We start from the raw sequence: 25,316 nt of genomic DNA on the forward strand, positions 1-25,316 counted from the left end.
ATTTTTTAATTATTCTCTTGCGACATTCGTAGCATACGTTTAGACCATTGGCTCCAAGAGCCAACATACACACGCTCAGCTTCAATCCCTGCATAATTAAGAGCTAAGACATTATGACAGGCAGTAATTCCAGAACCACAGTAATAGACATAATCGTCACTATTTAATAGCCAATCCTGCCACTCTACATGCAGCTGCTCTGCAGGCTTAAACAAACCTTCAGGAGCTAAATTCGCTGCAAAGGGGCGATTAATGGCACCGGGAATATGCCCAGCCACAGGATCTATGGTTTCATTTTCGCCATAGAACCTATCTTCACTTCTTGCATCCACTAATTGAAAACGGTCGCTTTCAATATTGTTAATCACTTCTTGTTCGCTAACCGCCCACGGGAAGCTTACCTCAATAGAGTCTGGGCTAGCGTCACCTGTCGCTGGAATTGTGGTAATAGCAAAGCCTGCTTTACGCCAAGCAGGAAAGCCACCATTCAATACATAAACCTCTATCCCTAGCTGCGCCAGCATCCACCAAGCACGAGCGGCGATGGCGCCACTCATATCATCATATACCAGTACCTTGCTCTGTCGTCCTATCCCCCAAACCTGCAAGCAACGACTAAAGTCTTCTTCGTTCGGTAAAGGGTGACGTCCTGTTAGCTCTGTAATTGTGCCGGCTAACTGATTGTGAACATCCACAAAGATGGCATTGGGTATATGACCTTTTTCATACTCTTGTTTACCTTTATGGTGATCGGTTAGATAAAATCGACAATCCAGTATGACCCAATCATTTTGGTTCATTGCATTTTGCATTTGCTCTGCACTCATTAGAGTATGTGTAATCACTGGCATTCCTCTCTCATCCGATCCCTATAAAGGCTTATTCTCAAGCTTAAATCTACTTTGATTCGATGCAATTTGCTAATATATGTCCATGTTTATTTCACCCTTTCATTGAGTAATCCATGGTACGAATCGACCTTCTCCTTGCAGAACGTGGCCTAGCTAAATCCCGATCCCAGGCCCAAACCTTCATTAACGAAGGTCGGGTAAGCTATCAACAAGAGGATAAGTGGTTAACCGCCACTAAGACTAGCCTCAAATTAGCCTCCGAATGCGAGCTAAAAGTAACACCTCATGAGGCGGACAAATATGTGTCTCGTGGGGCACTAAAGCTTGAAGGCGCACTAAAACACACAAAATTAGACATTACAGGTTATCAAGTCCTTGATATTGGACAATCTACTGGTGGGTTTTCTGATTGTGCTATTCAACATGGCGCTAAGCATGTTGTCGGGGTGGAGGTTGGACACGACCAACTCGATAAAAGACTACGAAATGATAACCGTATCACCTGCCTAGAAGGCATCAATGCTCGCCATCTTAGTCCGGCAGATTTAGGTGAACACTGCCCGCCTGCAGGTTTTGACCTAGTGGTTATGGATGTGTCTTTTATATCGCAAAGCAAGATCTTACCTCAGTTGCCTGCGCTATTAAAAAGCCAAGGCCACCTGATCACCTTGGTGAAGCCACAGTTTGAAGTGGGCAAAGAGTTTATCGGTAAAGGTGGTCTAGTGAAGGGCAAAGCGCCCATCGCGCAACTCGCCAAAGACATGCAAGAGTTAGTGAAGGCTTTAGGCTTTCAAGTTAAATGTTATATCGATAGCCCCATTAAGGGAGGAGATGGCAACCAAGAGTATTTGATGTGGGCGCAATATAACCCAGTATAAAAAGACTAAATCACCTCTTCATATTGGCTGCTGTTGGTGACTACAATGCTTTCAGCATCCTTTTCTTCAAGCTCACTAATATAGTTGCGCGCCATAACAAAGCCTAAACATCCAAAAATAATAGAGCCCACTGCTTGACCAAAAAATACGGCTTCCGCGTCCATAAAGAAGGCAAAGAAAGCAATCAATGGCCAAGTGCCAAGAGTCGCTCGGCCGAAGTTAAGCATAGTGCTATTAAAAGGACGTCCTAGGTTATTAAATACCGCGATAGCGATAAACAGCAAACTTTGGAAGAAAAAGCTAAATGATGCGAAGGTGGCAAAAAAGCGAATCAACTTAGCGGTTTCAGGGGTGGCATTAAACACTTGAACCAACCAATCCTGTATCTGATATAAAGACAGACACAGTACTAAGCAATAGATAAAGGCATACACCACGGCACTACTGATGGTACTGTGCATACGATCAAACCGCCCCGCGCCATAGTTTTGTCCCAAAATAGGACCGACAGCACCGGAAAGTGCAAACAAGCCCCCAAACACCACAGGAATCACTCTACCTATTATCGCAACAGCCGCCACAGTATCGACACCAAAGTCTGCCGCTTGCGCCATAACAATCGCATTTGCCAAAGGTGAAGACATGTTGGTAAGCATGGCAGGTATAGCGATTTTACAAATAGCGCGAGAATCTTTCAGCAAGTCCATTAGGTCAAACTCACCTAAAATCTTATGCACATGCACCACGCAATAATAAGATACCGCCACCATAGACAAACGTGCAATCAAGGAAGCAATGGCCGCCCCTTGGACTCCTAGACCAAACCCAAAGATTAAAATCGGGTCCAAAATGGCGTTCACTAACCCACCAAACAGTGTGGCATACATAGCCCGTCGGGCATCCCCTAGGGCACGCATAATGCCTGAACATATCATGCCTATCATCACCGCTGGCATGGCCGGAACCAGTATTTGCAAATATTCAGTGGATAAGTCCAAGGTACGACCTGTCGCACCTATGTAAAATAACAGATGAGGAATTTTCGGCCACAATAACCAGACCACAAAGGAAGAAAAGACAATACCAAAAGCTAACACATTAACAGCTCGGCGCTTGGCTAACGCCAGATCACCCTCGCCAATGGCCTTGGAGACTAATGCGGTTGCAGATATCGACACAGCAATACTGATGGACACGGTAAAAAACACCAGTGTACTGGCAAAACCCACCGCCGCCACCGCTTCCTTCTCATCCAACATGGACAAAAACAACATGTCCACTAAGTCCACTAAAAACATGCACATGAGGCCTAAAGCCCCTGTTACCGACATGGTAACCACATGTTTAAAGGTCGAGCCTTGTGTCAACTTTGCCTGTACCGGCATTCAGTTCCCCTGATCAATATCTGCATCTTTGGTGCAGGGCCAAATAAAAAGAGCCAGACAAGGTCTGGCTCTTTTTATTTTCTCATGTATAGCGGCACGATAGAATGCTTAACAAACCAATCTATTAGTGAATATCGTTATTTACACGATTAAATACCACTTTTTCCACATCCGTAAAACGCTCTGCAAAGTGAACCGTAACACCTTCTTTCACCGAGTCTGGTAACTCCTCAAAATCCCGACGATTCGGCTCGGGTAATATCACTTCACTGATTTTACTTCGCTTCGCGGCAATGATCTTTTCTCGGATGCCACCCACAGCCAATACCTGACCTGTCAGCGTTAGCTCACCAGTCATCGCCAAACCTTTGCGTACGGGTTCACCTTTCGCTAGAGACATCAAGGCGGTGGCCATGGAAATCCCCGCACTAGGGCCATCTTTCGGGGTAGCACCTTCTGGCACATGCAGATGCACTAGGCACTTGTCGAAAAACTCCGGATGACGTTGATAACTCTTGGTATGGGAGAAAACATAAGAATAAGCAATCTCAGCGGACTCCTTCATGACATCGCCCAGCTTACCGGTGAGTTTTAAACCACGGGTTAACTCATGGATTTTATTGGCTTCAATCGGTAAGGTTGCCCCACCCATAGATGTCCAAGCAAGCCCTGTCACCACACCGACACCATGCAAGGTTTTTTCGGGTCGGAAGTAAGGCATACCCAACAAGCTCTCAACGTCCTTCACACCCACATTTATATGGTCAGTCTCTTGAGAAAGGAGCGTCACCACCGACTTGCGTAACACTTTTTGCAACAACTTATCCAGCCCTCGAACACCTGCCTCACGGGCGTAATGCTCGATAATATGACGCAACGCCGCATCCGTAATATTAAGCTGACGTTTCAGTAATTTGTTTTTCTTCAGTAATTTAGGCCATAAATGCTGTTTAGCGATCGCCAGTTTTTCATCACTGATGTAGCCAGAAAGGCGAATCACATCCATTCTATCTAGCAAAGGCGAAGGTATGGTATCCAACTGATTAGCAGTACATACGAACAAGGCCTTAGACAGGTCAATGCGCATATCTAAATAATGGTCTAAAAATTCACTGTTTTGTTCTGGGTCCAAAGCCTCTAATAGGGCAGACGCTGGGTCACCTTGGAAGGATGAGCCAATTTTATCCACTTCATCGAGCATGATGACTGGGTTCTCAACCTCGACATCTTTTAAAGCCTGAACAAACTTACCCGGTAACGCACCAATATAGGTACGACGATGTCCTTTAATTTCGGCCTCATCCCGCATTCCCCCTAAGCTGAATCGATAAAACTTACGGTTCAATGATTCTGCAATCGACTTACCTATGGAGGTTTTCCCCACTCCTGGCGGCCCCACCAACAACAGGATGCTTCCGCCCATTTCACCGCGCTGTGCACCCAATGCTAAAAACTCAATAATGCGATCTTTAATATCACTTAAACCTGAATGATGGGCATCTAGTACTCGGCGTGCAGCTTGAATATCCAAATTGTCTTCGGAGTGAACTCCCCAAGGCAATGCGGTAGCCCAATCAAGGTAATTGCGTGTTACACCGTATTCAGGTGAACCCGTTTCCAGAATGCTTAATTTATGCAATTCATCTCGTATCTTTTTCAACGCCGCCTCTGGGACCTGCTTGCTCTCTAGACGCTGCTCAAAGGTTTCAATATCCGACGTACGATCATCTTTGGAGAGGCCTAGCTCTTTCTGAATGACCTTAAGCTGCTCTTTTAAGAAAAACTCTCTTTGATGCTCGCTGATTTTTTCATTAACCTCAGCACTGATCTCATTCTGCAAACGGGCTATTTCAAGCTCTTTCTTAAGCAGGGTTAGCGCCAAATTCATACGCGAATGAACCTCTAACGTCGCCAGAATTTCATACAACTCGTTTGCTTCTGCAGAGGTAATTGAGGCAGCAAAATCTGCCAACAAACCAGATTCCGAGAAGGAGAAACGACCAAGATATTGGCGTAAATCCTCACTAAACAACGGGTTCAAACGGATCAGTTCTTTAATCGCATCCAAAATAGCAATGGAATAAGCTTTGGATTCATCGTCCTTAGTTTTGGCATCATGTAGATAACGAACTTTTGCTAAGAAAGGGCTAGTTTCGCTTAGCCACTCAACCACTTCAAAACGCTTCACCCCTTGCGCTAGAAAGGTTACTTTATCATTTTGTTTTTCTGCTTTATGGATACGGGCGACACAACCGATATCTCGGAAGGTTTCCACTGATGGCGCCGATTTGCCCACTTTATCTGCATACACTAACCCCACCGCGGCTTGTGGTTGCTCGGCTAGACGCTCTAAAGTCTCTTCCCAAGGGTCTGCATCAACCATGACAGGTTGCACTTGTGCTGGAAAAAAAGGTCGGCTGGAAATCGGCAGTATATATAAGGTGTCCGGTAATACATCGTCAGGAAGCGCTAACGCTCTAGGGTCGCTGATCACAACCTCGGTATCTTCTTCTATAAAATCATCATTCTCTTTGTCTAAATACGGATCATCATTTTTCATATACTTTCTCTATTACTTCACTGGGTGCCCCCCAGATTTGGTCAAGCGGTCACCCAGTATTCAACTACTGGTGAATTCGATATTCATTTATGTAATGTCAATTTAGCTGAAAACAATCCCTCGCAAAAATTTGAGTTTTTTTTCCGCTATTTATTCACCTGCTGACTGTAAAGACAAGATTAGCCTCTGGCCTAGATGAATTTATGGTATGATCCCTGCAACAAAACCAGTGACCATGCCTTTCATCAATTTTAAGGACGCCCAAATGACTCGCGAAGACATTCTTAGCAAATATTCCGACATCACCCTTACCGATCACCCTTTCATTCTGCACAAATTAACCAGCTTGCGAGACAAAACCACCAGCACTCGTGAATTTCGCATGTTGGTGGAAGAGCTTGGCACTTTAATTGGCTACGAAGCGACTCGCGACCTAGATACAGTAGAAATTGAAGTAGAAACACCTCTTGAAAAGGCTATGTGCCCTGTTTTAAAAGGCAAAAAATTGTGCGTTGTGACCATCATGCGTGCAGGTAATGGCTTGGCAGAAGGTGTGCTAAAACTCTCTCCTTCTGCACGTGTGGGCCATGTTGGCCTGTACCGAGATCCAGAAACAAAACAACCTGTGGAATACTACTTAAAAATGCCGCATTCCGTGAGTGAGCGTACCATTATTGTTGTGGATCCGATGCTGGCAACAGGTAACTCTGCGATCATGGCCATTGATAAGATGAAAGAGATGGGTGCTACAGACATACGCTTTATCTGTCTTTTTGCTGCGCCAGAGGGCATCGAAGCCTTTAAAGAAGCGCATCCAGATACAGCAATGTACATAGGCGCAATTGACCGTGGCTTGGATGAAAAAGCTTACATCCGTCCAGGTGTAGGTGATGCAGGGGATCGTATTTACGGTACTCAGTAGTCATAATGACACCTAAGATGACGTGCCAAACGAAAGCCTCTTCATACTGAAGAGGCTTTTTTGTATTAGCTCTTAAGCGCTAAAAATGCGCCAGCACTCGCCATAATGCCACCAGCACTACGGTTTAACGTGACCATAGATTTCTCTGATTTCATCAAGCGTCTCGCTTGTGCAGCACTGATAGCGATTAACGTTAGACCAAGCAACAAAGCTGCAAAAGCAAGCACCGATGCCAGTACTATATCGGCACCATCCAACACGGTAAGATCCATAAAAGTGGGTAAGAAGGCCACGTAAAACAAGATCACTTTGGGGTTCGAAGCAGAAATCATAAAGCCTTGTATGAAGCTAGCATAACCATTTTTATGATTCGTCAGCTCGTTACCCTCAGCGGAAGACACAGGTTTTGCTGTCCACATTTTCCAGCCCAAATAAATGAGATAGGCAGCTCCTAGATAGCGAATGACTAAGAAAACCTCCTCCCATGTTGTTGCAATGGCTGCCAAACCAAAGCATGCCATTACTAAATACACAATATCGCTTAACGCCATACCCACACACAAACCAACACAGGCTTTAGCCCCCATCGTCATACTGCGTGCCAAAATCGCGAACACTCCAGGTCCTGGTGTGATACTAAAAATAAAAATGGCGACAAAAAAAGTCAGTGAGCTCTCTAATGTCATGTTCTAATCCTCTGTAATACCGCAGCCAGCCAACACCATACTGGTTATAAAGCTTTTCGCTGTATCATAATCGTTATTATCTAGTTCGTCTTTATTCAAAACAATTTTTATTTGCGCATCAAAGTCTGCATAAGTTTGGGTCATAGCCCACATGCTAATAAAAAGGTGTTGGCAGTCCACAGGACGCATCAAACCAAGACCAATCCACTTTTCGATAATGGCCCTTTCGCGACTCAGTTCAGTGACAAAATAATCTCGTAGATATTGCAGGACAAATTCCTCTTCACCAATTAACGCCATGGCAAAGACTTTTGAGGCATTCGGCCGTGCACGGGATTGATCTATTTTTTCACTGATATAACGGGTCAAATTTACCTTAGGCCCTTCTTCAGGGTTAAATAAACTTACCGAGTGCAACCACATAGTTAAAATGCGCTCCAGAACCGCATCGAGCAGATCTTGCTTAGAGCGATAATAGTAATGAACATTTGCCTTGGGTAAGCTCGCTTCATCAGCGATCATTTGCGTGGTTGTTTTCGCCAAACCTTGACGAGCAAACACACGCTCTGCCGTATCCAAAATGAGTTCTTGGTTTTGAGCTCGAATATGAGTCTTAAGCTGATTCTTCGCGCGCTTTTGTGGTTCCAAAAATATGCCCCTTAGAAGGTAATTTAAGATGTCGCAAACTAAACTTTAATTGCCAACATCCCTTTGGTCATTGTTAAGACTTAACGGCCCCGACACTAATGCGGTTGCGACCTTTTTTCTTGGATTGATATAAGGCTTCGTCGGCACGCTTAAGTACTTGTGTGGCTTTGTCTCCAGCCTCAGCGATTGCCAAACCTATACTCACCGTAACACTTACTTCTATTTCTTGCTGTGTCTTGGGCTCAACCACATAAATTTCCGCCTCTGCGATCTCTTCCCTCAAACCTTCTAGGATGTCTTTAACATCCTCTAAACGCTTATGAGTGAAAACAAGCGTAAACTCCTCACCACCAAAACGGTAACCGCGACCCTTAGCAGCCTGTTTAATTTTTTTCGCCACCTGCCTAAGAACTTTATCGCCCATATCGTGACCATAAGTGTCATTAAACTTCTTAAAATGGTCCACATCGATCATGGCCAAGGCATAGTTTTTCGGCAAACTCACCAGCCTTTCGTTTAATGCACGTCGCCCGGGTAAAAGGGTTAAATCATCCACATAAGCCATACGATGACTTTCTTGTAACGAAAACCAAACCCAAACCAATAAACTTGCTGACAGCAACACAGTAAACTGCATTGGTGTTACCGGTGCCTTCGCCATCACAAACATCGCCAAAAGGCTAATTAAGCTACAGGCTCGATACATATCTCCATGGCGCCACCAACCTAATCCAATCACTAAGCAAGAAACAGAGAAAGTTACCCAATACAACAGGATCGACAGACTTAAATCCCCATAGACCCTTGTGTTGGATAGAACACCAAAACCTAACCATTGCTGATCCAGTACGTAGTTCCAGGCCATAAGCGCACCTATCAATAACAAGCGATTGATGGCGAATCGGTTAAAAAATCCTCGCTCCTGTAGCAAGGTCATCATGGCAAAACCAACGCAAGAAGCCAGCCAATAGCCAGAAAGAAATGCTAGCTGATTGAGATTTGATAAAACAATCGGAGCAAGTAATAGAAGAATCGCAATGAGCGCTCGCCCTTTATTAAAGTGCCAAGCTAGAAAACTTCCCATCAACGCACAAATAATCGGTGAAAATGCCAGCAACTGCGACCACAAAGGCGTTAATTCCCTTATCTGTAAACATACATAGGCGCTTGCCAAAAAAATGACAAAAGGCACCAATAAAGACCTTAAGCGCTCTAACATAAATAAAATAAAACCATCCTTACTCACTAACAAAAAGGCTCAGAAATAACCAATAAAATAACGGCACTGAGACGGCTTACAAAGAATAACAGATTGAACAATGACCGTGGCATACAGCACCAACAAAATTCAAAAATAATACTTCCCCGTAGACTTAGTAGATATTAATTCTCTCAACACAAACTCTCTAGATTCTGCATGCAAACAAAGGGAGAGCAAATAGGTCTATTAAATTAATGCCTTTTTGGCGATAATAGCCTCTCAAAAATACCAAACTAAATGCCTTTTTCTTTCTTTGTGTTGTCGTCGCTAAAGAAAATAACCGAGATTTGTGATCATTTATGGAACGAAAAATTTTATGGCTTATATCCTTTGTCTTAATCTGTATTTTATGGATTAAAGTAGAGCACTCTACGCCAAATCAATCATCAGATACACAAGTCAACACAACGACGACACCTGCAGTTAAGCTGCAGGAGAAGCCCACGCAAGCAAAAACTTCCGTGGTTGAAAAGGATTCAGATACTGATGATAACGATGCTTCAGAAGAAGAAAAAAGTTACTTCAAGTCTCACCCTGTTTCAGGACAAGCACCTAACTTTGCCAGCATTGCTAATATCAAAGAGCGCAAGAAAGCGTTCTTCAATTTCCTAAAACCTTATGTGGATGAGAAAAACCAGCTCATCCTGCAGGACCGCAAACGTTTAAAAACGTTTCTTAACAACAAACGAAAGCTAACAGCGAATGATGTCCAATGGATTTCAGCCTTACGTAAAAGTCTTAAGTTGGAAGAGAAGGAAAGCTACGCCAAAGCAGACATTAACACGCTATTAAATCGTTTAGATATTATCCCTGTTTCCTTAGTATTAGCCCAAGCGGCGAATGAATCTGCCTGGGGGACCTCGCGTTTTGCTACTATGGGTAATAATTACTTTGGGCAATGGTGTTTCCGTAAAGGATGTGGCTTAGTGCCGGAATCTCGCGATGACGATGCGGATCATGAAGTCCGCAAATTTCACGACGCCCGCGAATCGGTATTCGCTTATATCGATAATCTTAATCGTAATGCTGCCTATAAATCTTTACGCGCTACTCGCAAAACACTTCGCGATAACCAAGAAAGTATTTCGGGCCTTGCCTTGGCCGAAGGTCTGCTTAGTTACTCACAACGTGGTGAGGACTATGTCGATGAAATTAAAGGTTTAATTGAATACAACAAGTTATGGCGCTTTAATCACCCTATCAACCAAGTCACACCCTAACGTATTCGAATATATAATCATCCTTGCGGATAAATTACATTAGCTTGGGGTGGCTAACTACACCCCCCTTCCTTTACAATAACCGAATATTTTACCCACTCATAAAACGAGGAAATTCAATTGGCCCGTTTACCTGTTATCGTTGGCTTTGGCGGAATCAATTCGGCTGGTCGTACATCTTCACATCAAGCTTATCGCCGAATTGTTTTAGAACTTCTTCCAGCGTCAATCCAGCAGGACGTATTACTTGATCTTGCCACCATTACGAATGCCGCTGAATACAAAAATGGCCTTTGGCACACAGATAGTGGCGAAGCACTGGATGCTAGCGCTCTGATCGACAGCATTGGCGAATCTCTACTAGCACGCACTCTCATTCGCCGAATCCACCCAAGCTTATTTGATGTTGATCAAGTCGTCGTTCACAAGACCTCAACACTCAGTGCCGGTCATGATAGTGAAAAACTCAGTTTCACTATAAAAACTCGCTCACTGCCAAACAACCGCCCAACCAACTGGCAGGTTACAGAAGTTTCTGACACGTTGAGTGAAGTTGTTGTGGATGGCAATCTAGAAACCTTCATTAAAGATACACGTGCACTTTCGGTAAAATCGGCAGGCCAATTACCTACCGGGTTTGAACCCTCAAAACTATATCAAAGTCGTAACCATCCACGCGGTCTGCAAATGACGGTTTATGGCGCCTCCGATGCTATCCGTAGCAGCGGTATTGATTGGGAAACTATTCGCAGTCATGTCGCCCCAGACCAAATGGCTGTGTACGCAGCAAACTCTATCGGCCAAATGGACGACCTTGGCTTTGGTGGCATGCTGAAATCCGCTCTAATGGGTAAACGCACTACCTCTAAGCATCTACCGCTAGGTTATGCTCAAATGCCTGCAGATTTTGTGAATGCCTACATTTTAGGCAGTGTTGGTAATATAGGCACCGCCATCGGTGCCTGTGCGACCTACTTTTTCAATCTTGAGAAAGCGGTTGATGGTATTAAGTCCGGTAAATTCCGTGTTGCCATGGTGGGTGGTAGTGATGCCCCGATTACCCCTGAGATTATCGAAGGCTTCCGTACCATGGGCGCTTTGGCAGAAGATACCGCCCTGCTAGCATTAGATCAACTTGAGAACCAAGCCGAGCCAGACCACCGTCGCAGCTGTCGCCCCTTTGCCCAAAACTGTGGCTTCACCATAGGTGAATCAAGCCAGTGGACCTTGCTCATGGATGATGAGCTTGCCATAGAACTGGGTGCACAAATATTTGGGGCTGTACCTGCGGTGTTTTCTTATGCTGACGGCCACAAGAAATCCATCTCGGCGCCGGGTATTGGTAATTACCTAACGATGAGCAAAGCCATGGCATACCTGCAAAACATCATCGGTAACGATGGTCTAACCCAGCGTACTTTTATTCAAGCCCATGGTACCAGCACACCGCAAAACAGAGTTACAGAGTCTCATGTACTGAGCAAAGCCGCAGCCAGTTTTGGAGCAACCGCTATGCCAGTCACCGCCATGAAGGCGTTTCTAGGTCACTCCCAAGGCACTGCTGGAGGGGATCAATTACACCTATCTCTAGGGGTTTGGAAAGATGGTATTCTACCTGGCATCACCACCTCTCAAGAGCTGGCTGACGATGTCTATCAAGAAGGCTTAAGCTTCCAATTGAAGCATCAGATGTACGGAAAAGAGTATTTCGACGCAGCCCTGCTTAACTCCAAAGGTTTTGGTGGTAACAACGCAACCGCTGTGTTGCTCTCTCCTCAGCAAGTGATGACCATGCTATCGAAGCGTTACAGCCAAGCACAAATGGACAGCTACCAAGAGAAAAACCTTCAAGTTGCTGCTGAAGCGGAAAGTTATAACCAAGCTATGATTCGCGGTGAAAGCTTGCCGATCTATAAATTTGGCTTCAATGTACTTGGTGGAGAAGAACTTGAGATCACGGATAAGCACATCAGCTTACCAGGCTATGATCTAAGTGTTGATCTTGAGCTTGAGAATGAGTTCGCAGATCTAAAATAAGCCTCTCTCACCAGAAAGCAAAAAGCCTTGATTCACTGAATCAAGGCTTTTTTATGTCCGATAAAAGCGCATTAACAATGGTAAAAGCCCACAGGCTTATCATTAATCGAGTGAACCGACATATCAATATCGTACAGGTCTCGCATGATTTCCTGGGTCATCAACTTCTCAGGCGGGTGATCATAAGCGATCGCCCCATCCTTCATGGCGATAATGCGATCAGCATAACACGAGGCAAAGTTTATATCGTGCAACACAACCACAACTTGCTTTTGCAGTTCATCTGCCGCGCGGCGTATCAGGCGCATAATATCCACCGCATGCTTCATATCTAAATTATTCAATGGCTCATCTAGCAATAGGTATTGAGTGTTTTGACACAACACCATGGCGATACAAGCACGCTGGCGCTGCCCGCCCGACAACTCATCAATATAGCGATCTTTCAGATCCGTTAAATTCAGATAGTTAAGCGACTGATCTATATGGGTTAAATCTTCTTTGGTTAGTCGCCCTTGACTGTGAGGGTAACGACCAAAGGCAACAAAATCGTACACACTCAATCGCATGTTAATGGCGTTATCTTGTCGCAAGATAGCCATTTTTTTAGCCAATTGAGCATTATCAGCTTTATGCACATCCACGCCATCCAACATAACCACACCGGAATCAGCTTCTTGTAGGCGGCTCATAATGGTTAGTAAAGTGGATTTACCCGCACCATTGGGGCCAATTAGAGCCGTCACACCTTGCTCAGCAAGACTAAAATTAATGTCTTTAAGCACCGCATGGCGACCGTAATGTTTATTTACCGCTTGTACTGCAATCATCGTCGACCTTGTCGTATCACTAACCAAAGAAAGAACATACCGCCAAGAAATTCGATGACGATACTCAGGCTTGTGCCAAATTTAAGCACATATTCCAATAAGGCTTGACCACCCACCAAAGCAACAATGGCCAATAGCGCAGCCATTGGGATGACATACCTGTGTTGGTAACTGCCACAAATAGCATAAGCAATGTTGGCCACTAGGATACCAAAGAAGGTCACCGGTCCCACTAAAGCGGTAGAAACCGACACCAGCAAAGCAATTGCGACGATCAGCTTTAACGTTACCGCTCGACGGTTCACACCCAAATTGACAGCAACGGCATCCCCTAACTGCAATACATCCAACACAAACCGTTGGCGCCATAACCAAACGAACACTAACGTCATCGTGCTACCAGCAATGGTTAACAACGTACTATCAATACGATTAAAGCTGGCAAACATAAGATCTTGCAAGACATCAAATTCAACAGGATCTATCATACGCCCGATCAGGCTGTTTAAGCTTCGAAACAGCACCCCAAGTACAATGCCTACCAACACTAAGACAGCGATATCCCGCTTTTGACGTAAAAACAGCCAATAATATAAGCCACATAACGCTCCCGACATCATCACTACTTCAAAGAGCCATTTAACCTGTGGGTTAAATTGCACAAAAGCAATACGCCCAAGGCTAAGCAACATAATAGACTGCAATAACATAAAGAAAGCATCGAAGCCCATGATTCCCGGAGTTAAAATTCGATTTTGCGTAAGGGTTTGGAATAACACGGTCGAGGTGGCGATCGCGATCCCAACGAATACGATTGCCAGTACTTTTTCAGCTCGAAATGGCAGAGTGAAAGCCCAGCTGGCTCGTACATTCAGGGTTAAAAATGCCACGATGGATAGCAGAGCAATAATTCCCATAATTAACATGCGTACATTTGGGTCATGCCCCGTGACATGCTGTGCTTTATCCGCGCCATTACCCATGATTATTTTGTGTCCGTTTCAACAATAGATAGATAAACAAAGCACTCCCCAATACTCCCATTACGGTTCCAATTGGAATTTCGTAGGGATAACGCAATAGGCGTCCAAGCAGGTCACAAAACAACACCAGAATAGCCCCTAACCAAGCGACCCAAGGTAGGCTCTTCTTTAGGTTATCCCCCAAGAAAATGCTAATCACATTAGGAACTATAAGCCCAAGAAAGGGGATAACACCGGCGGTAACAACTGTCACTGAAGACATTAAAGAGACGATTAATAGACCTAAAAACATCACAGTTCGGTAATTAAGGCCAAGGTTAATGGCTTGATGACGTCCTAACCCCAACAAGGTAAAGCGGTTAGCCGCTAAATATCCCACCAATGTCAGTGCTGCTCCCGCCCAAAGTAGTTCATAACGACCACGTAGAATGGCTGAGAAGTCTCCGTTCATCCAATTAGAAAGAGATTGTAAGAGATTAAAACGGTATGCAAAAAACAAAGTTATGGAACTGATCACCCCACCGAACATGATACCGACCAAAGGCACCATGATAGGAGAGCGTAATGGAATAGTGCGCAGCAGTCCCATAAAGACAAAACTGCCCAGCATGGCAAAAACGGAGCATACGAGCATTTTGTTCAAAACACTAAGATCCGGTGCCAACAATGCCACCAGCAACAGCCCCAACATAGCCGATTCTATCGTGCCGGTGGTGCCCGGATCGACAAAGCGATTGCGCACCAACATCTGCATTAATAGGCCAGCGACAGCCAACGACATACCTGTCAAGACAAGTGCGAGAGTACGAGGGATACGACTAATAAATAGAATTTGCTGATCATGGACGGTGCTCACAGTCCATGAAAAGTCGGCGACTCCCACCAGCAAACTCACCACCATTAAACACAATAAAGACGCTAATGCTAATGGCCAAGCATACCAAGGGGTTATCATAAAGTGCGTTTTACCTGCATTACTACGGTCACTTAGCGAGAAACACCTTGAATAATTTCATCAATCATTAACTCAACGGTGTTTAAACCCGCCATGACTATGTACCAGTTAGACGAGTTTAAATACACAATACGGCTGTTTTTAAAAGCTTTTGTACGCTTTACCAGATCGTTATCCAACGTGGCACGAGCAGCACCTTTGCTCGCGTTTACCGCAGCGTCGCGGTCTACAACAAACAAGACATCAGGATTCACATCTAATAGGTACTCAAATGAGATCGGATCACCATGTGGGCCTTTCTTGAAATCGGCAATTGCTGGCTCAAAACCTAACTCGGTATGGATCCAGCCAAAACGTGAATCTTCGCCATAAGCCGATAACTTGCCACCGTTGGTCATGATGATCAGGCTCTTACCAGCAGATTTTGCAAGTTTTTTTGCCGCCGCTACCTTCTCATCAATACGAGCTAGGTGGGCATCAACCTGTTCAGTTTTATGGAACAGAGTGCCAATATCGCGGCTGACGGACTTAAAGCTGTCCATAAAGCCTTTCGTTGAGATCGTTAGATCCACCGTTGGTGCTAATGCTGATAAATCTTTATAAGACTTAGATGAACGGTTAGCGACAACGATTAAATCCGCCTGCATTGATGCAATAAGCTCGAAGTCCGGTTCAAATAAAGAACCAATATTCACGTAGTCGCCCGTTGTATATTTTTGCAAACGCTCCGGCATAATTGCTTGAGGAAGGCCTGCGACAGGAACATCCAATGCATCTAACGTATCCAGTGTCGCTAAATCAAACGTTAGCACCTTGGCAGGCGGCGTCGCCACCCTAGTCTCACCTTGAGCATGGGTCAGTGTCGTATCAGCATAACTTGCTGTCACCAAAGAGAATAAAAAACCGAACTGAGCGCAACGCAGCACAATTGAAGCGAACATTTTTAACCACCACCATGCGAATGAAAACAATTATCAAAGGCATTCTATATATCACATTCACTAAGGTCAATATTCATATACTTTCTTGATATTTACTTCCATTTAAATTGCAAATGAAAAAGGTTATCATCTAAGTAAGATAATAGACTGCCCTGATTCATAACAACTGATATCTTTGATTGAGCCCTACTTCATGACAGAAAACATTCTAATAATTGAAGACGATTTGCAATTGAGCGATCAAATAGCCCAAATAATGCAAGCTCAAGGATTCAAAACCAAGCAAGAGCATAATGGAAAACAAGGACTTATCACCGCATTGCGTAACTCATTTGACCTTATTCTTTTGGATGTACAGCTTCCACACTTAGATGGTTTCGCATTGTTAGAGAGGTTTAGACGCAAGCATCAAACGCCTGTCATCATGATCACAGGTCGTAACTCCCAACAAGAAAGAATCCTAGGGTATGGTAGTGGCGCTGATGATTATATCGCCAAGCCTTTTAACGCCACTGAACTGGTCCTAAGAATCCATGCCTTATTAAAACGAACACGCACACCACAAACAAATCGCAGTCTCCGCAAAGAACAAATTCAGGAAGACCAATTACTGGTTTGTCGAGAGAAACGTGATGCCCTAGTTATGAATGAGGCTCTAGAGTTAACGGATAGTCAATTTCGCCTTCTCTGGGAATTAATGGAAAATAAAGGTGAGGTGCTCAGTAAACTGTATCTATACAAGGCCGTTCTCAATCGTGATTACAGTCGCTTTGATCGTAGTTTAGACATGCATATGAGTCGCATCAGACAAAAACTATTAGACGCGGGCATAAGTACTGAACGATTCACTACCGTTCACGGCAAAGGCTATTTATTCCGATGAAGAATAAATTTTTACTGCGCCTCTTTGCGATCATTGCCCTAGGCTCTGTCACACTTTTCTGGGCAATCGATCTGGTTTCTCGCCACACCGAAACCCAAATGAGTTTTATCAGTCAAGCAAATCAAGACACCCTGACAGAATATGGCCGACACGCTGAGAAGCTTTTTTTAGCTGGAGATAAACAAGCATTAGATGCCTGGCTCATGGATTTACAAACGAAAGAAAACACCTGGGCGGCTATAGTAGAAGGCCAAGTTTTACCTCGTGCCAATAGCCAACTCAATGAACGCTTTTGGCGTGGTTACGGTTTAGGTCGACGCGTAGAGCGGAAGGTTCATCTGGATTTCCCAGAAAACCCCATTATGGAAATCCCCTTTAAGCAGCAACACATGTTCTTTCTGATTCAGCTACCTCAGCACATGCGACCAGGTGCTTATCAATCCCAGGCTTATGTCGTACTTCAACTGGCTCTTCCATTGTTAATTCTTTGTCTAATGTCATGGCTGATCTACCAGCATGCTATGGGGCCATTACGAAAGTTAGCCAGTGCTACTGACTCATTTAGCCAAGGTAATCTTGAGGCTCGCGCCACCCCATTACTGGTCAATCGTAATGATGAATTTTCTCGCTTAGCCGAAACTTTCGACAATATGGCCATGAGAACCAGCCGACTTATTAAACAACAGCGAGAACTGCTGGAAAACTTATCTCATGAATTGCGCACGCCCTTATCAAGACTAGAGTTAACCCTCGATAATATAGATGCAGCCCAAGGTAATAAGCAGGCACTGATCAGATTGCGCAATGAATCAAGCATTATGAGAGAGCTGGTTGAAGATACTTTGATGCTGGTTTGGTTGAATCAAGAGCATGATGTAGAGAACAAAGAAAATGTTGATGTTGTGTGTTTGCTGGAAGTGATATGTGAAGACGCTCGCTTTGAATACCCAAACCATCAACTGGAACTCACTCATAACCAACAAACGATAGAGTACTTTACTAACCAAAGAGCCCTCGCACAGGCTCTCGAGAACATTATTCGCAATGCCCACCAACACACGCCGCTACACCATAAAATTCAGGTTCATGCGGAACAAAATGGAGAGAAAGTGTGCATTCAAATACTCGATCAAGGCACGGGTGTACCAGAGACCTTCCTAAGGGAAATGTTCACCCCTTTCTTTCAAATTGATCCTCAGCAGGGAGAACAACGTAAACATCTACCGTTATTGGATGGCAAACGTAAACAAGGTTTTGGCTTAGGGCTTGCTCTTGCAAAGCGTCAAATCCACCTCATAGGCGGTGGTATCTATGCCCTCAACCGCCACCAAAGCAACGCTCAAGACATTACTGGCTTAGCCATCACCATCAATTTGCCTTCACTTAAAGAGGATCATTGCTAAGCTTTTGTTGTAAAAACTCGAGTAGTAAACGAGTTTTACGTGGCAACAACTTACGTTCAGGATAAATGGCATGAAAGCTCAATTGATAACCCTCGTAATCAGGAAATACATTTATTAATTGACCATTACGAATATACTTGGCGACCAAAAAGTCCGGTTGGTAAATCACCCCCGCCCCACTTATCGCCATTGCCGTCAAGGCCCCCCCATTATTGCTCTGAAAAGGGCCGGAGACATTTACCGAGCGCTCGCCTCCTTGAGAGTCCTTCAGGGTCCAAACCCGAGGTGTTAACGAAAGGCTATAGAGCAAACATTTATGTTGCGACAAATCTTCCAATTGCACTGGTGTGCCATATTGTTCAAGATAGGAGGGTGCTGCACACACGTAACCTCGTAAGTGACATAAATGACGCGCAACAAATTGATCACCTCCCAGATTGCCTCCACGAATAGCAAGATCAATACCGGACTCAGTCATGTCCACACGTTTATCACTAAAGTCCACCTCTAAATCTATCCCGGGATAATGCTGAATAAACTGATCTAGTAATGGCATAACATGAGACATACCAAAATCCATCGGCACACTCATTTTAAGTCGGCCTTTTGGCTTATGTAGCAATTCACCTATTTCGCTCTCGGCTTCCTCTATAGCATCAAGAATATCAACACAGTGACGATAATAGCGCTGTGCTGCATAGGTAATACTGATGTTACGGGTATTACGGACAAATAACTTTGTGCCTAACTGCTCTTCAATACTGCTGATATAGCGCGTCACCATTGGCCGAGAAATATCAAGCGTATCGCTGGCGAGTTTAAAGCTCTCTGTTTCGTATGCTCGGCAGAACACTCGCATCGCTTGCAATTTATCCATTTAAACCTCTGATTTTAAAAACTCAACATAACACCATTATTATTTCATTTTAGTTAATTGTGAATTGATTTTTAGGAAGATCATGTATTGAAAGTTTTAATATACACTCCCTCTAATTCCTTAATTAAACAGAGAGTACGTACATGAAAATCATAGCAAGCACTACCCTAGCCCTATTATCAAGCTTAAGCATGGCCGCCGATTACAATGTCGATCCAGGGCATTCTTTTGTTTCTTTTAAAGTCGGCCATCTTGGGGTGAGCACAACACAAGGCTCTTTTAATGAGTTCTCTGGCAAATTCAGTTACCCAGAAGGAGGTCAATCTGGGAGCGCTAGCTTTATCATCCAAGCCGACAGTGTGGATACTAATCATGAGGCCCGTGACAAACATCTACGTAGCCCAGATTTTCTGGATGTTAAACAATTCCCAACGCTGTCATTCAAGAGTACACAATTTGATGGCCAAACTCTTACCGGTGACCTCACCCTACACGGGATTACCAAACCAGTAAGTTTCGAGGTGACTAAGGTTGGAGAAGGCAATGATCCTTGGGGAGGCTACCGCGCGGGCTTTGAAGCCAGCACGACATTCAAGCGTAGCGATTTTGGTATCACCTACTTTATACCTGGGGTATCTGACGAAACACAGATTGATGTCTTTGTTGAAGGCATAAAAGAATAAGTAAGGTAACCATCATGTATCAAGAAGCAGGCAACGCCAATCTCATAATGCTATTAAACACTGCTTTATTGCCTTTTGTGGCCAGCTTAGCCATTGGCTACATCGCCTCAAAATGGCTTAAGTGCGGAACTTACCTTGGCTATCTAGCGGGATTTTTTGTTGGCCTTAGCCTGATTCATTCAGGCTTTAGCTTGCCCCCAAAACAAGCGATAGATTACCTAAGTGCTACCATTGTGATTGGTTTAATTGGGCATCTAATTGAGCTACGCGAGACAGATAAAAAGTACTCTATTGCCATTATTTACTCTCTAGTTGCCTTATCTTTTTATTGGCTGTTAAACCCTGTCCTAAAGCACACTGGCCTTTCCGTGAGCCTATTGGGTGTATTCATCTGTACTCTAGTGAGTGGTGTGTACTTACAGCTTGAAAAAGTATCGAGAAGAAGATTAATCTCTAATACGCCTTTGGTCAGTGTCTTGCCTTATGTGGCACTCATGGTGATAGCCGCTGCGGCTGCACCTGTTGTCGGCATTGGTGGTAGCCTGTTATTAGCACAACTGCTTGGGGCATTTGCTGCGGCAATGTTCGCTTATTGTTTGCTCGCCGTAGGTTTCAAACAAAAAGCCTTGAGTCCCTTCGGAGCTTGGCTAATTTATGCAGGTCTTATGGCACAAAGCCATGTACTGGCAGATATTTCAATCGGAGTGGTCGCTTTATCAATACTCACAAGCTTATTGATACCCTTAAGCTTATTAACGCTAAAACGCCCGCCCTCACTGAAACAGGCACTAATGCTATTAGCCCGCCAAGCAGTAGTAAGCGCTGCGGTGATGGCGGTAAGTTTATATTGGGTCTGGCCTGCTTCAAGCCTTTACTAGATGATCAAAACTATAGAGCCGACTAGAGATAGCACTTTTGCTAAATCCTTGTCGGCTCTAGACCCCTCTGCCATAAGATAATTTGAGAATGTAACAAATGTAAATAAGCTATCCTCCGTCATGGAAATGTAAATAATAAGCCTCAATTGTTAATAATTATCATTTAGAGGTAGATATGCAGTCCATCCCGCCAGTGTTTCACCGTTCCATTATTGCCAGCGCTATTAGCGCAGCCCTATTTAGCCCTGTCGCTGTTGCCGAAACGCTCACCAGTGAAAACGCTACGCAGCTAGACACTTTATTTGTCGTCGGCGAAGCCACTAGCGGTGTCGATAATCTTGTCAGCGCTGACGACATTGAAAAAGCTCAAGCAAATACGCTAAGTGAAGTGTTTAGACACGATCCAAATGTCAGCGCTGGCGGCACCGTTTCTATGGGGCAAAAGCTTTACGTTCGTAACATAGGCGAAGATTTACTCAACATTTCCGTCGATGGCGCAGAACAAGCAGGCCCAATTTTCCACCATGCGGGCCGTGTTACCCTAGAGCCAGAACTGCTAAAACAAGTTGAAGTTGAGTCTGGCGCTGGCAGTGCAACAGCAGGGTTTGGTGCCCTAGGCGGTTCTATTCGATTTGTAACAAAAGACCCAGAAGATCTTCTAAAAGAAGGCCAAAACCTTGGTGCTTTAATCAAATCTACCTACTCATCTAACGGCGACGGATTTAAAAATAGCGTTACTGTTTATGGTCAAGACGAGAGTAAGAAATTCAGCGGTATGATAAGTCTACTGAACGCAGACCAAGACAATATCGAAGACGGTGAAGGCTCAGAAGTGGCGGGTACCGAGTCGGAAAAGCAACTAGGTTACGCTAAGTTTATTGTTAACCTAGATGACGAGCAAAGCCTCTCTATAAGCCATGAGAATCTTACAGAAGAAGGCGACATTCCTTACCGCCCAGAATGGCGACAATCAACGAGTTCCAGCCCTATTTCCGCCGCTTCTGCCCATAGGGAAACAACCATTCTAAATTACAATTTTTCGCCAAAACAAAATGACTGGGTTAATTTGTCGATTAACTTATATCAAACCGATAACGAACAAGAACGTTATTCCTCTCGATTTGATTCAAACTTTGTCGGTCGTGTTGAGTCCACCGGGATGACTATCAAAAATACCAGTTTCACGGACCGTAATGAGATTATTTATGGCGTTGATTACCGTAAAGATGAATCTATTTTAGAAGCAACACCTTCTCCTCATACGGAAGAAGGCCAAGCAATAGGCTTGTTTATCCAAGATATTTATAGCGTTAATGAAGACTTAACACTGACCGCTGGCGCACGCTTAGATCGTTATGAGATTGACGACATCAATGGTCAAAACCTAACCGATAGTGGTGTCTCCCCCAACATTAGTGGTAACTATCAAATCACTCCAGAAGTTTCATTAAGCGCCAGTTACGCTCAAGCATTGCGCGGCGTCACAGTACATGATGCCTTTGATCTAGACGACTATGACAATGCGAGTGATCTAACCGCTGAAAACGCCCACAACACTGAAATCGCCTTAAACTACCAAAAGAATGCTCTGAGCTTCGTAGCAGGTGTGTATCAAACTCGAATTGAAGATCTTATTGCACCCGAGCTACCTTGGACAGACACCTACATGAACTTAGAGGATGATGTTAAGTCCAACGGCCAGTACCTGCGTGTTAAATACCAATTGGATAAACTAGTGCTGGGTGCAAGCTACTTAACATCAGAGGTTACTGTTGATGGCATTGATGCCACTCGTTACGTATACGGCTCTTCCGCTGTATCCGTTGGAGACACCATCACCCTTGAAGCAAGCTATCAGTTTACAACAGGTTTCGAAGCCGGTTGGAACATGGTTCATGTGAAAGACATCAACGACATTAACTTCAACCTAGGCGGCCAGGACTTATCACTTGATAAAGCAGGTTATACTGTTCACGACATTTATGCCCGCTGGACGCCAGAGAGCATTGAGGATCTAACGATTAACCTTACAGTAAACAATCTGTTTGATCGTCAGTATCTTGATCATGCAAGTGTTGAAGACTTCACGAGTAACTCAGGGTATAGCGGTGTTATTGGCACCCCAGAGGCTGGACGAAACATTAAACTGAGTGCGGCTTATCAATTCTGATAACCAGAATATTTGATTCCCTTTGCCCAGTCGCGTAATGGCCACTGGGCTTTCTTTTGGGCTATAGAAATGGGCGAGTTTAGCAACTTTGAGTACTGAATCAGCCTTTAAAGATAGATCGAGACGATCGCCATAGAGGTAAAATAAAAGCGGCTATCAGACAATTAATCGCACCATAAGATAATAAATAAAACGCATCTGAAGCAGACAAACCAAGATGAACACTGACAAAAATGAAATTGGGCAAAACAACAAATAACCAAATACCAATCACCAGCAACATCATGCTAAAACTTGAAGCCCACTTCAATCGAACCAGCAACCAAGCGGTAAAGTACAAATACACTAAAGTCGCAAAGGCAAAAAATAACTTTAACCCCATAGACGCTGTGACACCATCTACAGGTAGCAACGACATAGGTGCAGCGGCATACCACACAGTCCCTACCAATAATTGTAAGATGAAAATCAAAATAATGGCTTTATGATTAATTTTGTACACAGCGTTCCTCTAAAAATAATCTCTATCGTTTATCGTGCGATAAGCCAGATACGTACAGCTCTTTCACCAAATTACGTAATTTTGAGCGCCAAGGTCGCTGCTTAATACCAAAGTGATTAAAGATACGGCGACAAGACAAAGACTGTCGTTTTATCTGTAAGGTTTCTTCAATCCCTTCAAACGCATCACCTATAGTTTCTACTTCTACTTGTGCTTTTGGATCAAATTGACCTGATGTAGCGACGATTGCTTCCACCAACTTAATCCAGCTAATTTCTTCAGCGCAGCAATAATGGTAAACCCCATGATTTTTGGCACCATAATGGGTTTGGCTAACCATGGACAAAATCACTCGTGACAAATCGGATACAGGTGTTGGACTACCCACTAAATCATTTTTGTAAGCAAGGTTAACGCCATCTTGTATCAACCCCAAAGTACGACAGACGAAATCGTCCCCCTGCCCACTAAACAACCAACCCGTTCTCAGCACAAAATTACGCTCGCTTTGTAGCACAATTTTTTCAGATTCAATCAATGCCTTAGCAAACGGCTCAAGACAATCCGGGGCATCATTTTCTGAATAAGGCACCAACTTATCCCCAGAAAACACGCGAGCGCTGCTTAGCATGATAAGTGGCGCGCTATCTGCCTGACTTAAATGGGACAAGGTGCTCTGGTAGCGACTGTAATCGTCTTGTAAGGCATAACGTAAACTCAAGGCATCAACCACTATGTCATGCTCCATAGCAGACAAGGCATCGATACTTTGGGGACCAAGCAATACCGACTCACTTGGGCACAACCATTCAAACTCACTACGGTCTTTGGAATATTGTAGTAATGCTGCACCAATTTCTGTGTCCGCACCCAACAATAGCACCTTTATCGGTGCGTTAATTTCTATCATGTTACTCAAAGTGAATCCTTATGCCACTGAGGAAAGACCCTCAATAGATTATTATAGGTATAGTGTGCCACCAACTCTTTTGTCTGCCCGCGAACTTGAGCGACCTGTTCAGCGATTAATGGGACAGCCAAAGGCGTATTATTCTGCCCCTGAAAGCCATGCAAAGGCATATCGGGTGAATCCGTTTCGAGCACAAAGTCACTGTCCTTTAAGCATGCCAATACCCGCAATGCTTTTTGAGCTCGTGGATAGGTAATCGTTCCACCCACTCCCAATACAAACCCGTAATCAATAAATCGCTTTGCTTGAACAAGACTGCCATTAAAGGCATGAACTATGCCTCCATGCTCAAAAGTCGTTTCTCGAAGGCTTTTTAGCACTAAATCATAACTTTTACGCGCATGCAAAATTACTGGCCGTTTAATGGCCTTAGCGACATTTAATTGCGCGTTAAAAAAATCAATTTGAACAGCCATATCCACCGATCCAGGCCAATTATCTAAGCCTATTTCGCCAACCGCTAAACTGTCATGGTTCTCACACCAGTCCCCCAACAACGCCACTTCTGACTTATTCGCCGTTGCTAGGAAATACGGATGTAACCCATAAGCTGTGCGCCATTGCGGGAATTTTTGCGCTAACAGAGCCAAGGGCTTCCAACTCGCATAAGTGGTTGCAGGCACCAAAAATCCCGTTATGTGTTGATCTTGGCAATGCTGCATCAGCATTTGTCGTTGTGGGTCAAATACTGAAAAATCAAGATGGCAATGGCTGTCTATATACATGCCTATAGATTACCCCAAGCCTAGGATCACGACCAGCTTGTAAACTCCAAGACACAAAAAAGCCGTGC

Annotated in this window: 23 protein-coding genes; 9 read left to right on the forward strand and 14 right to left on the reverse strand. The window is 44.2% G+C overall.

Annotation, left to right across the window (positions count from 1 at the left end):
• Positions 1–5 precede the first annotated feature (5 nt).
• The gene (locus ABJF92_RS12200; protein ID WP_446816059.1) at positions 6–851 is read right to left on the reverse strand and encodes a sulfurtransferase; all 846 of its coding nucleotides are present in this window, start codon (positions 849–851) and stop codon (positions 6–8) included.
• A gap of 113 nt (positions 852–964) precedes the next feature.
• Here ABJF92_RS12200 and ABJF92_RS12205 point away from each other — a divergent pair, with 113 nt between their 5' ends.
• Positions 965–1,729, forward strand: a complete 765-nt coding sequence (locus ABJF92_RS12205) for a TlyA family RNA methyltransferase (protein ID WP_446816060.1) — start codon at positions 965–967, stop codon at positions 1,727–1,729.
• 5 nt (positions 1,730–1,734) lie between these two features.
• Here ABJF92_RS12205 and ABJF92_RS12210 read toward each other — a convergent pair whose 3' ends face one another.
• Together ABJF92_RS12210 and lon are read right to left on the reverse strand one after the other, a co-directional pair.
• Positions 1,735–3,114 carry an MATE family efflux transporter gene (locus ABJF92_RS12210; RefSeq protein ID WP_446816061.1) on the reverse strand — a complete coding sequence of 460 codons (1,380 nt, stop codon included), beginning with the start codon at positions 3,112–3,114 and terminating at the stop codon, positions 1,735–1,737.
• Positions 3,115–3,238: 124 nt separating this feature from the next.
• Positions 3,239–5,674, reverse strand: a complete 2,436-nt coding sequence (lon, locus tag ABJF92_RS12215; RefSeq protein WP_446816062.1) for an endopeptidase La — start codon at positions 5,672–5,674, stop codon at positions 3,239–3,241.
• A 265-nt stretch (positions 5,675–5,939) separates the two neighbouring features.
• Between lon and upp the strand changes: the two genes are divergently transcribed.
• Positions 5,940–6,596 carry a uracil phosphoribosyltransferase gene (gene upp, locus ABJF92_RS12220; protein ID WP_446816063.1) on the forward strand — a complete coding sequence of 219 codons (657 nt, stop codon included), beginning with the start codon at positions 5,940–5,942 and terminating at the stop codon, positions 6,594–6,596.
• A gap of 65 nt (positions 6,597–6,661) precedes the next feature.
• Here upp and ABJF92_RS12225 read toward each other — a convergent pair whose 3' ends face one another.
• The 3 genes from ABJF92_RS12225 to ABJF92_RS12235 all read right to left on the reverse strand — a co-directional run bounded on the left by ABJF92_RS12225 (position 6,662) and on the right by ABJF92_RS12235 (position 9,149).
• Positions 6,662–7,282 carry a LysE family translocator gene (locus ABJF92_RS12225; RefSeq protein ID WP_446816064.1) on the reverse strand — a complete coding sequence of 207 codons (621 nt, stop codon included), beginning with the start codon at positions 7,280–7,282 and terminating at the stop codon, positions 6,662–6,664.
• Between the two features lie 3 nt (positions 7,283–7,285).
• Positions 7,286–7,930, reverse strand: coding sequence for a TetR family transcriptional regulator C-terminal domain-containing protein (locus tag ABJF92_RS12230; protein WP_446816065.1), 645 nt, complete (start codon positions 7,928–7,930; stop codon positions 7,286–7,288).
• Between the two features lie 73 nt (positions 7,931–8,003).
• Positions 8,004–9,149, reverse strand: a complete 1,146-nt coding sequence (locus tag ABJF92_RS12235; RefSeq protein WP_446816066.1) for a GGDEF domain-containing protein — start codon at positions 9,147–9,149, stop codon at positions 8,004–8,006.
• Positions 9,150–9,490: 341 nt separating this feature from the next.
• Between ABJF92_RS12235 and ABJF92_RS12240 the strand changes: the two genes are divergently transcribed.
• Both ABJF92_RS12240 and ABJF92_RS12245 read left to right on the forward strand, forming a co-directional pair.
• Positions 9,491–10,411: a glucosaminidase domain-containing protein gene (locus tag ABJF92_RS12240; RefSeq protein ID WP_446816067.1), complete on the forward strand. Its 921-nt coding sequence runs from the start codon at positions 9,491–9,493 to the stop codon at positions 10,409–10,411.
• Between the two features lie 120 nt (positions 10,412–10,531).
• Positions 10,532–12,448: a beta-ketoacyl synthase gene (locus tag ABJF92_RS12245; protein WP_446816068.1), complete on the forward strand. Its 1,917-nt coding sequence runs from the start codon at positions 10,532–10,534 to the stop codon at positions 12,446–12,448.
• 71 nt (positions 12,449–12,519) lie between these two features.
• On the opposite strand, the gene ABJF92_RS12250 is transcribed toward ABJF92_RS12245, so the two are convergent.
• The 4 genes from ABJF92_RS12250 to ABJF92_RS12265 are packed head-to-tail and all read right to left on the reverse strand — an operon-like array spanning position 12,520 to position 16,157.
• Positions 12,520–13,278, reverse strand: a complete 759-nt coding sequence (locus tag ABJF92_RS12250) for an iron ABC transporter ATP-binding protein (RefSeq protein ID WP_446816069.1) — start codon at positions 13,276–13,278, stop codon at positions 12,520–12,522.
• On the reverse strand, positions 13,275–14,261 hold the full coding sequence (locus ABJF92_RS12255; protein ID WP_446816070.1) for an iron chelate uptake ABC transporter family permease subunit: 987 nt from the start codon (positions 14,259–14,261) through the stop codon (positions 13,275–13,277). Before ABJF92_RS12255 ends, ABJF92_RS12250 begins: the two co-directional genes overlap by 4 nt.
• Positions 14,254–15,216: an ABC transporter permease gene (locus ABJF92_RS12260; protein ID WP_446816071.1), complete on the reverse strand. Its 963-nt coding sequence runs from the start codon at positions 15,214–15,216 to the stop codon at positions 14,254–14,256. Before ABJF92_RS12260 ends, ABJF92_RS12255 begins: the two co-directional genes overlap by 8 nt.
• 32 nt (positions 15,217–15,248) lie before the next feature.
• The gene (locus ABJF92_RS12265) at positions 15,249–16,157 is read right to left on the reverse strand and encodes a siderophore ABC transporter substrate-binding protein (protein ID WP_446816072.1); all 909 of its coding nucleotides are present in this window, start codon (positions 16,155–16,157) and stop codon (positions 15,249–15,251) included.
• A gap of 193 nt (positions 16,158–16,350) precedes the next feature.
• Between ABJF92_RS12265 and ABJF92_RS12270 the strand changes: the two genes are divergently transcribed.
• Both ABJF92_RS12270 and ABJF92_RS12275 read left to right on the forward strand, forming a co-directional pair.
• Positions 16,351–17,040: a response regulator transcription factor gene (locus ABJF92_RS12270; protein WP_446816073.1), complete on the forward strand. Its 690-nt coding sequence runs from the start codon at positions 16,351–16,353 to the stop codon at positions 17,038–17,040.
• Entirely contained in the window at positions 17,037–18,443 is a 1,407-nt protein-coding gene (locus ABJF92_RS12275) for a histidine kinase sensor domain-containing protein (RefSeq protein ID WP_446816074.1), read from the forward strand. Before ABJF92_RS12270 ends, ABJF92_RS12275 begins: the two co-directional genes overlap by 4 nt.
• Here ABJF92_RS12275 and ABJF92_RS12280 read toward each other — a convergent pair.
• Positions 18,424–19,320: a LysR family transcriptional regulator gene (locus ABJF92_RS12280; RefSeq protein ID WP_446816075.1), complete on the reverse strand. Its 897-nt coding sequence runs from the start codon at positions 19,318–19,320 to the stop codon at positions 18,424–18,426. The two genes, ABJF92_RS12275 and ABJF92_RS12280, sit on opposite strands and share 20 nt — an antisense overlap.
• Before the next feature lie 143 nt (positions 19,321–19,463).
• Here ABJF92_RS12280 and ABJF92_RS12285 point away from each other — a divergent pair, with 143 nt between their 5' ends.
• The 3 genes from ABJF92_RS12285 to ABJF92_RS12295 all read left to right on the forward strand — a co-directional run bounded on the left by ABJF92_RS12285 (position 19,464) and on the right by ABJF92_RS12295 (position 23,051).
• Positions 19,464–20,003 carry a YceI family protein gene (locus ABJF92_RS12285; protein WP_446816076.1) on the forward strand — a complete coding sequence of 180 codons (540 nt, stop codon included), beginning with the start codon at positions 19,464–19,466 and terminating at the stop codon, positions 20,001–20,003.
• 14 nt (positions 20,004–20,017) lie between these two features.
• A complete protein-coding gene (locus tag ABJF92_RS12290) occupies positions 20,018–20,881 on the forward strand; it encodes a hypothetical protein (protein ID WP_446816077.1) in 864 nt (287 codons plus the stop codon).
• Between the two features lie 175 nt (positions 20,882–21,056).
• Positions 21,057–23,051 (forward strand): TonB-dependent receptor domain-containing protein, encoded by a 1,995-nt coding sequence (locus tag ABJF92_RS12295; protein WP_446816078.1) that lies wholly within the window; start codon positions 21,057–21,059, stop codon positions 23,049–23,051.
• 100 nt (positions 23,052–23,151) lie between these two features.
• On the opposite strand, the gene ABJF92_RS12300 is transcribed toward ABJF92_RS12295, so the two are convergent.
• From ABJF92_RS12300 to ABJF92_RS12310, 3 genes are read right to left on the reverse strand one after another with little or no spacing between them, the layout of a single operon-like run.
• A complete protein-coding gene (locus ABJF92_RS12300; protein WP_446816079.1) occupies positions 23,152–23,553 on the reverse strand; it encodes a hypothetical protein in 402 nt (133 codons plus the stop codon).
• A 22-nt stretch (positions 23,554–23,575) separates the two neighbouring features.
• Positions 23,576–24,463, reverse strand: a complete 888-nt coding sequence (locus ABJF92_RS12305) for a sugar nucleotide-binding protein (RefSeq protein WP_446816474.1) — start codon at positions 24,461–24,463, stop codon at positions 23,576–23,578.
• Positions 24,464–24,468: 5 nt separating this feature from the next.
• Positions 24,469–25,248, reverse strand: a complete 780-nt coding sequence (locus ABJF92_RS12310; RefSeq protein ID WP_446816080.1) for a TatD family hydrolase — start codon at positions 25,246–25,248, stop codon at positions 24,469–24,471.
• Between the last annotated feature and the right edge of the window lie 68 nt (positions 25,249–25,316).

The sequence above is a fragment of the Marinomonas sp. genome, from assembly GCF_039940335.1.
GTDB lineage: Bacteria > Pseudomonadota > Gammaproteobacteria > Pseudomonadales > Marinomonadaceae > Marinomonas.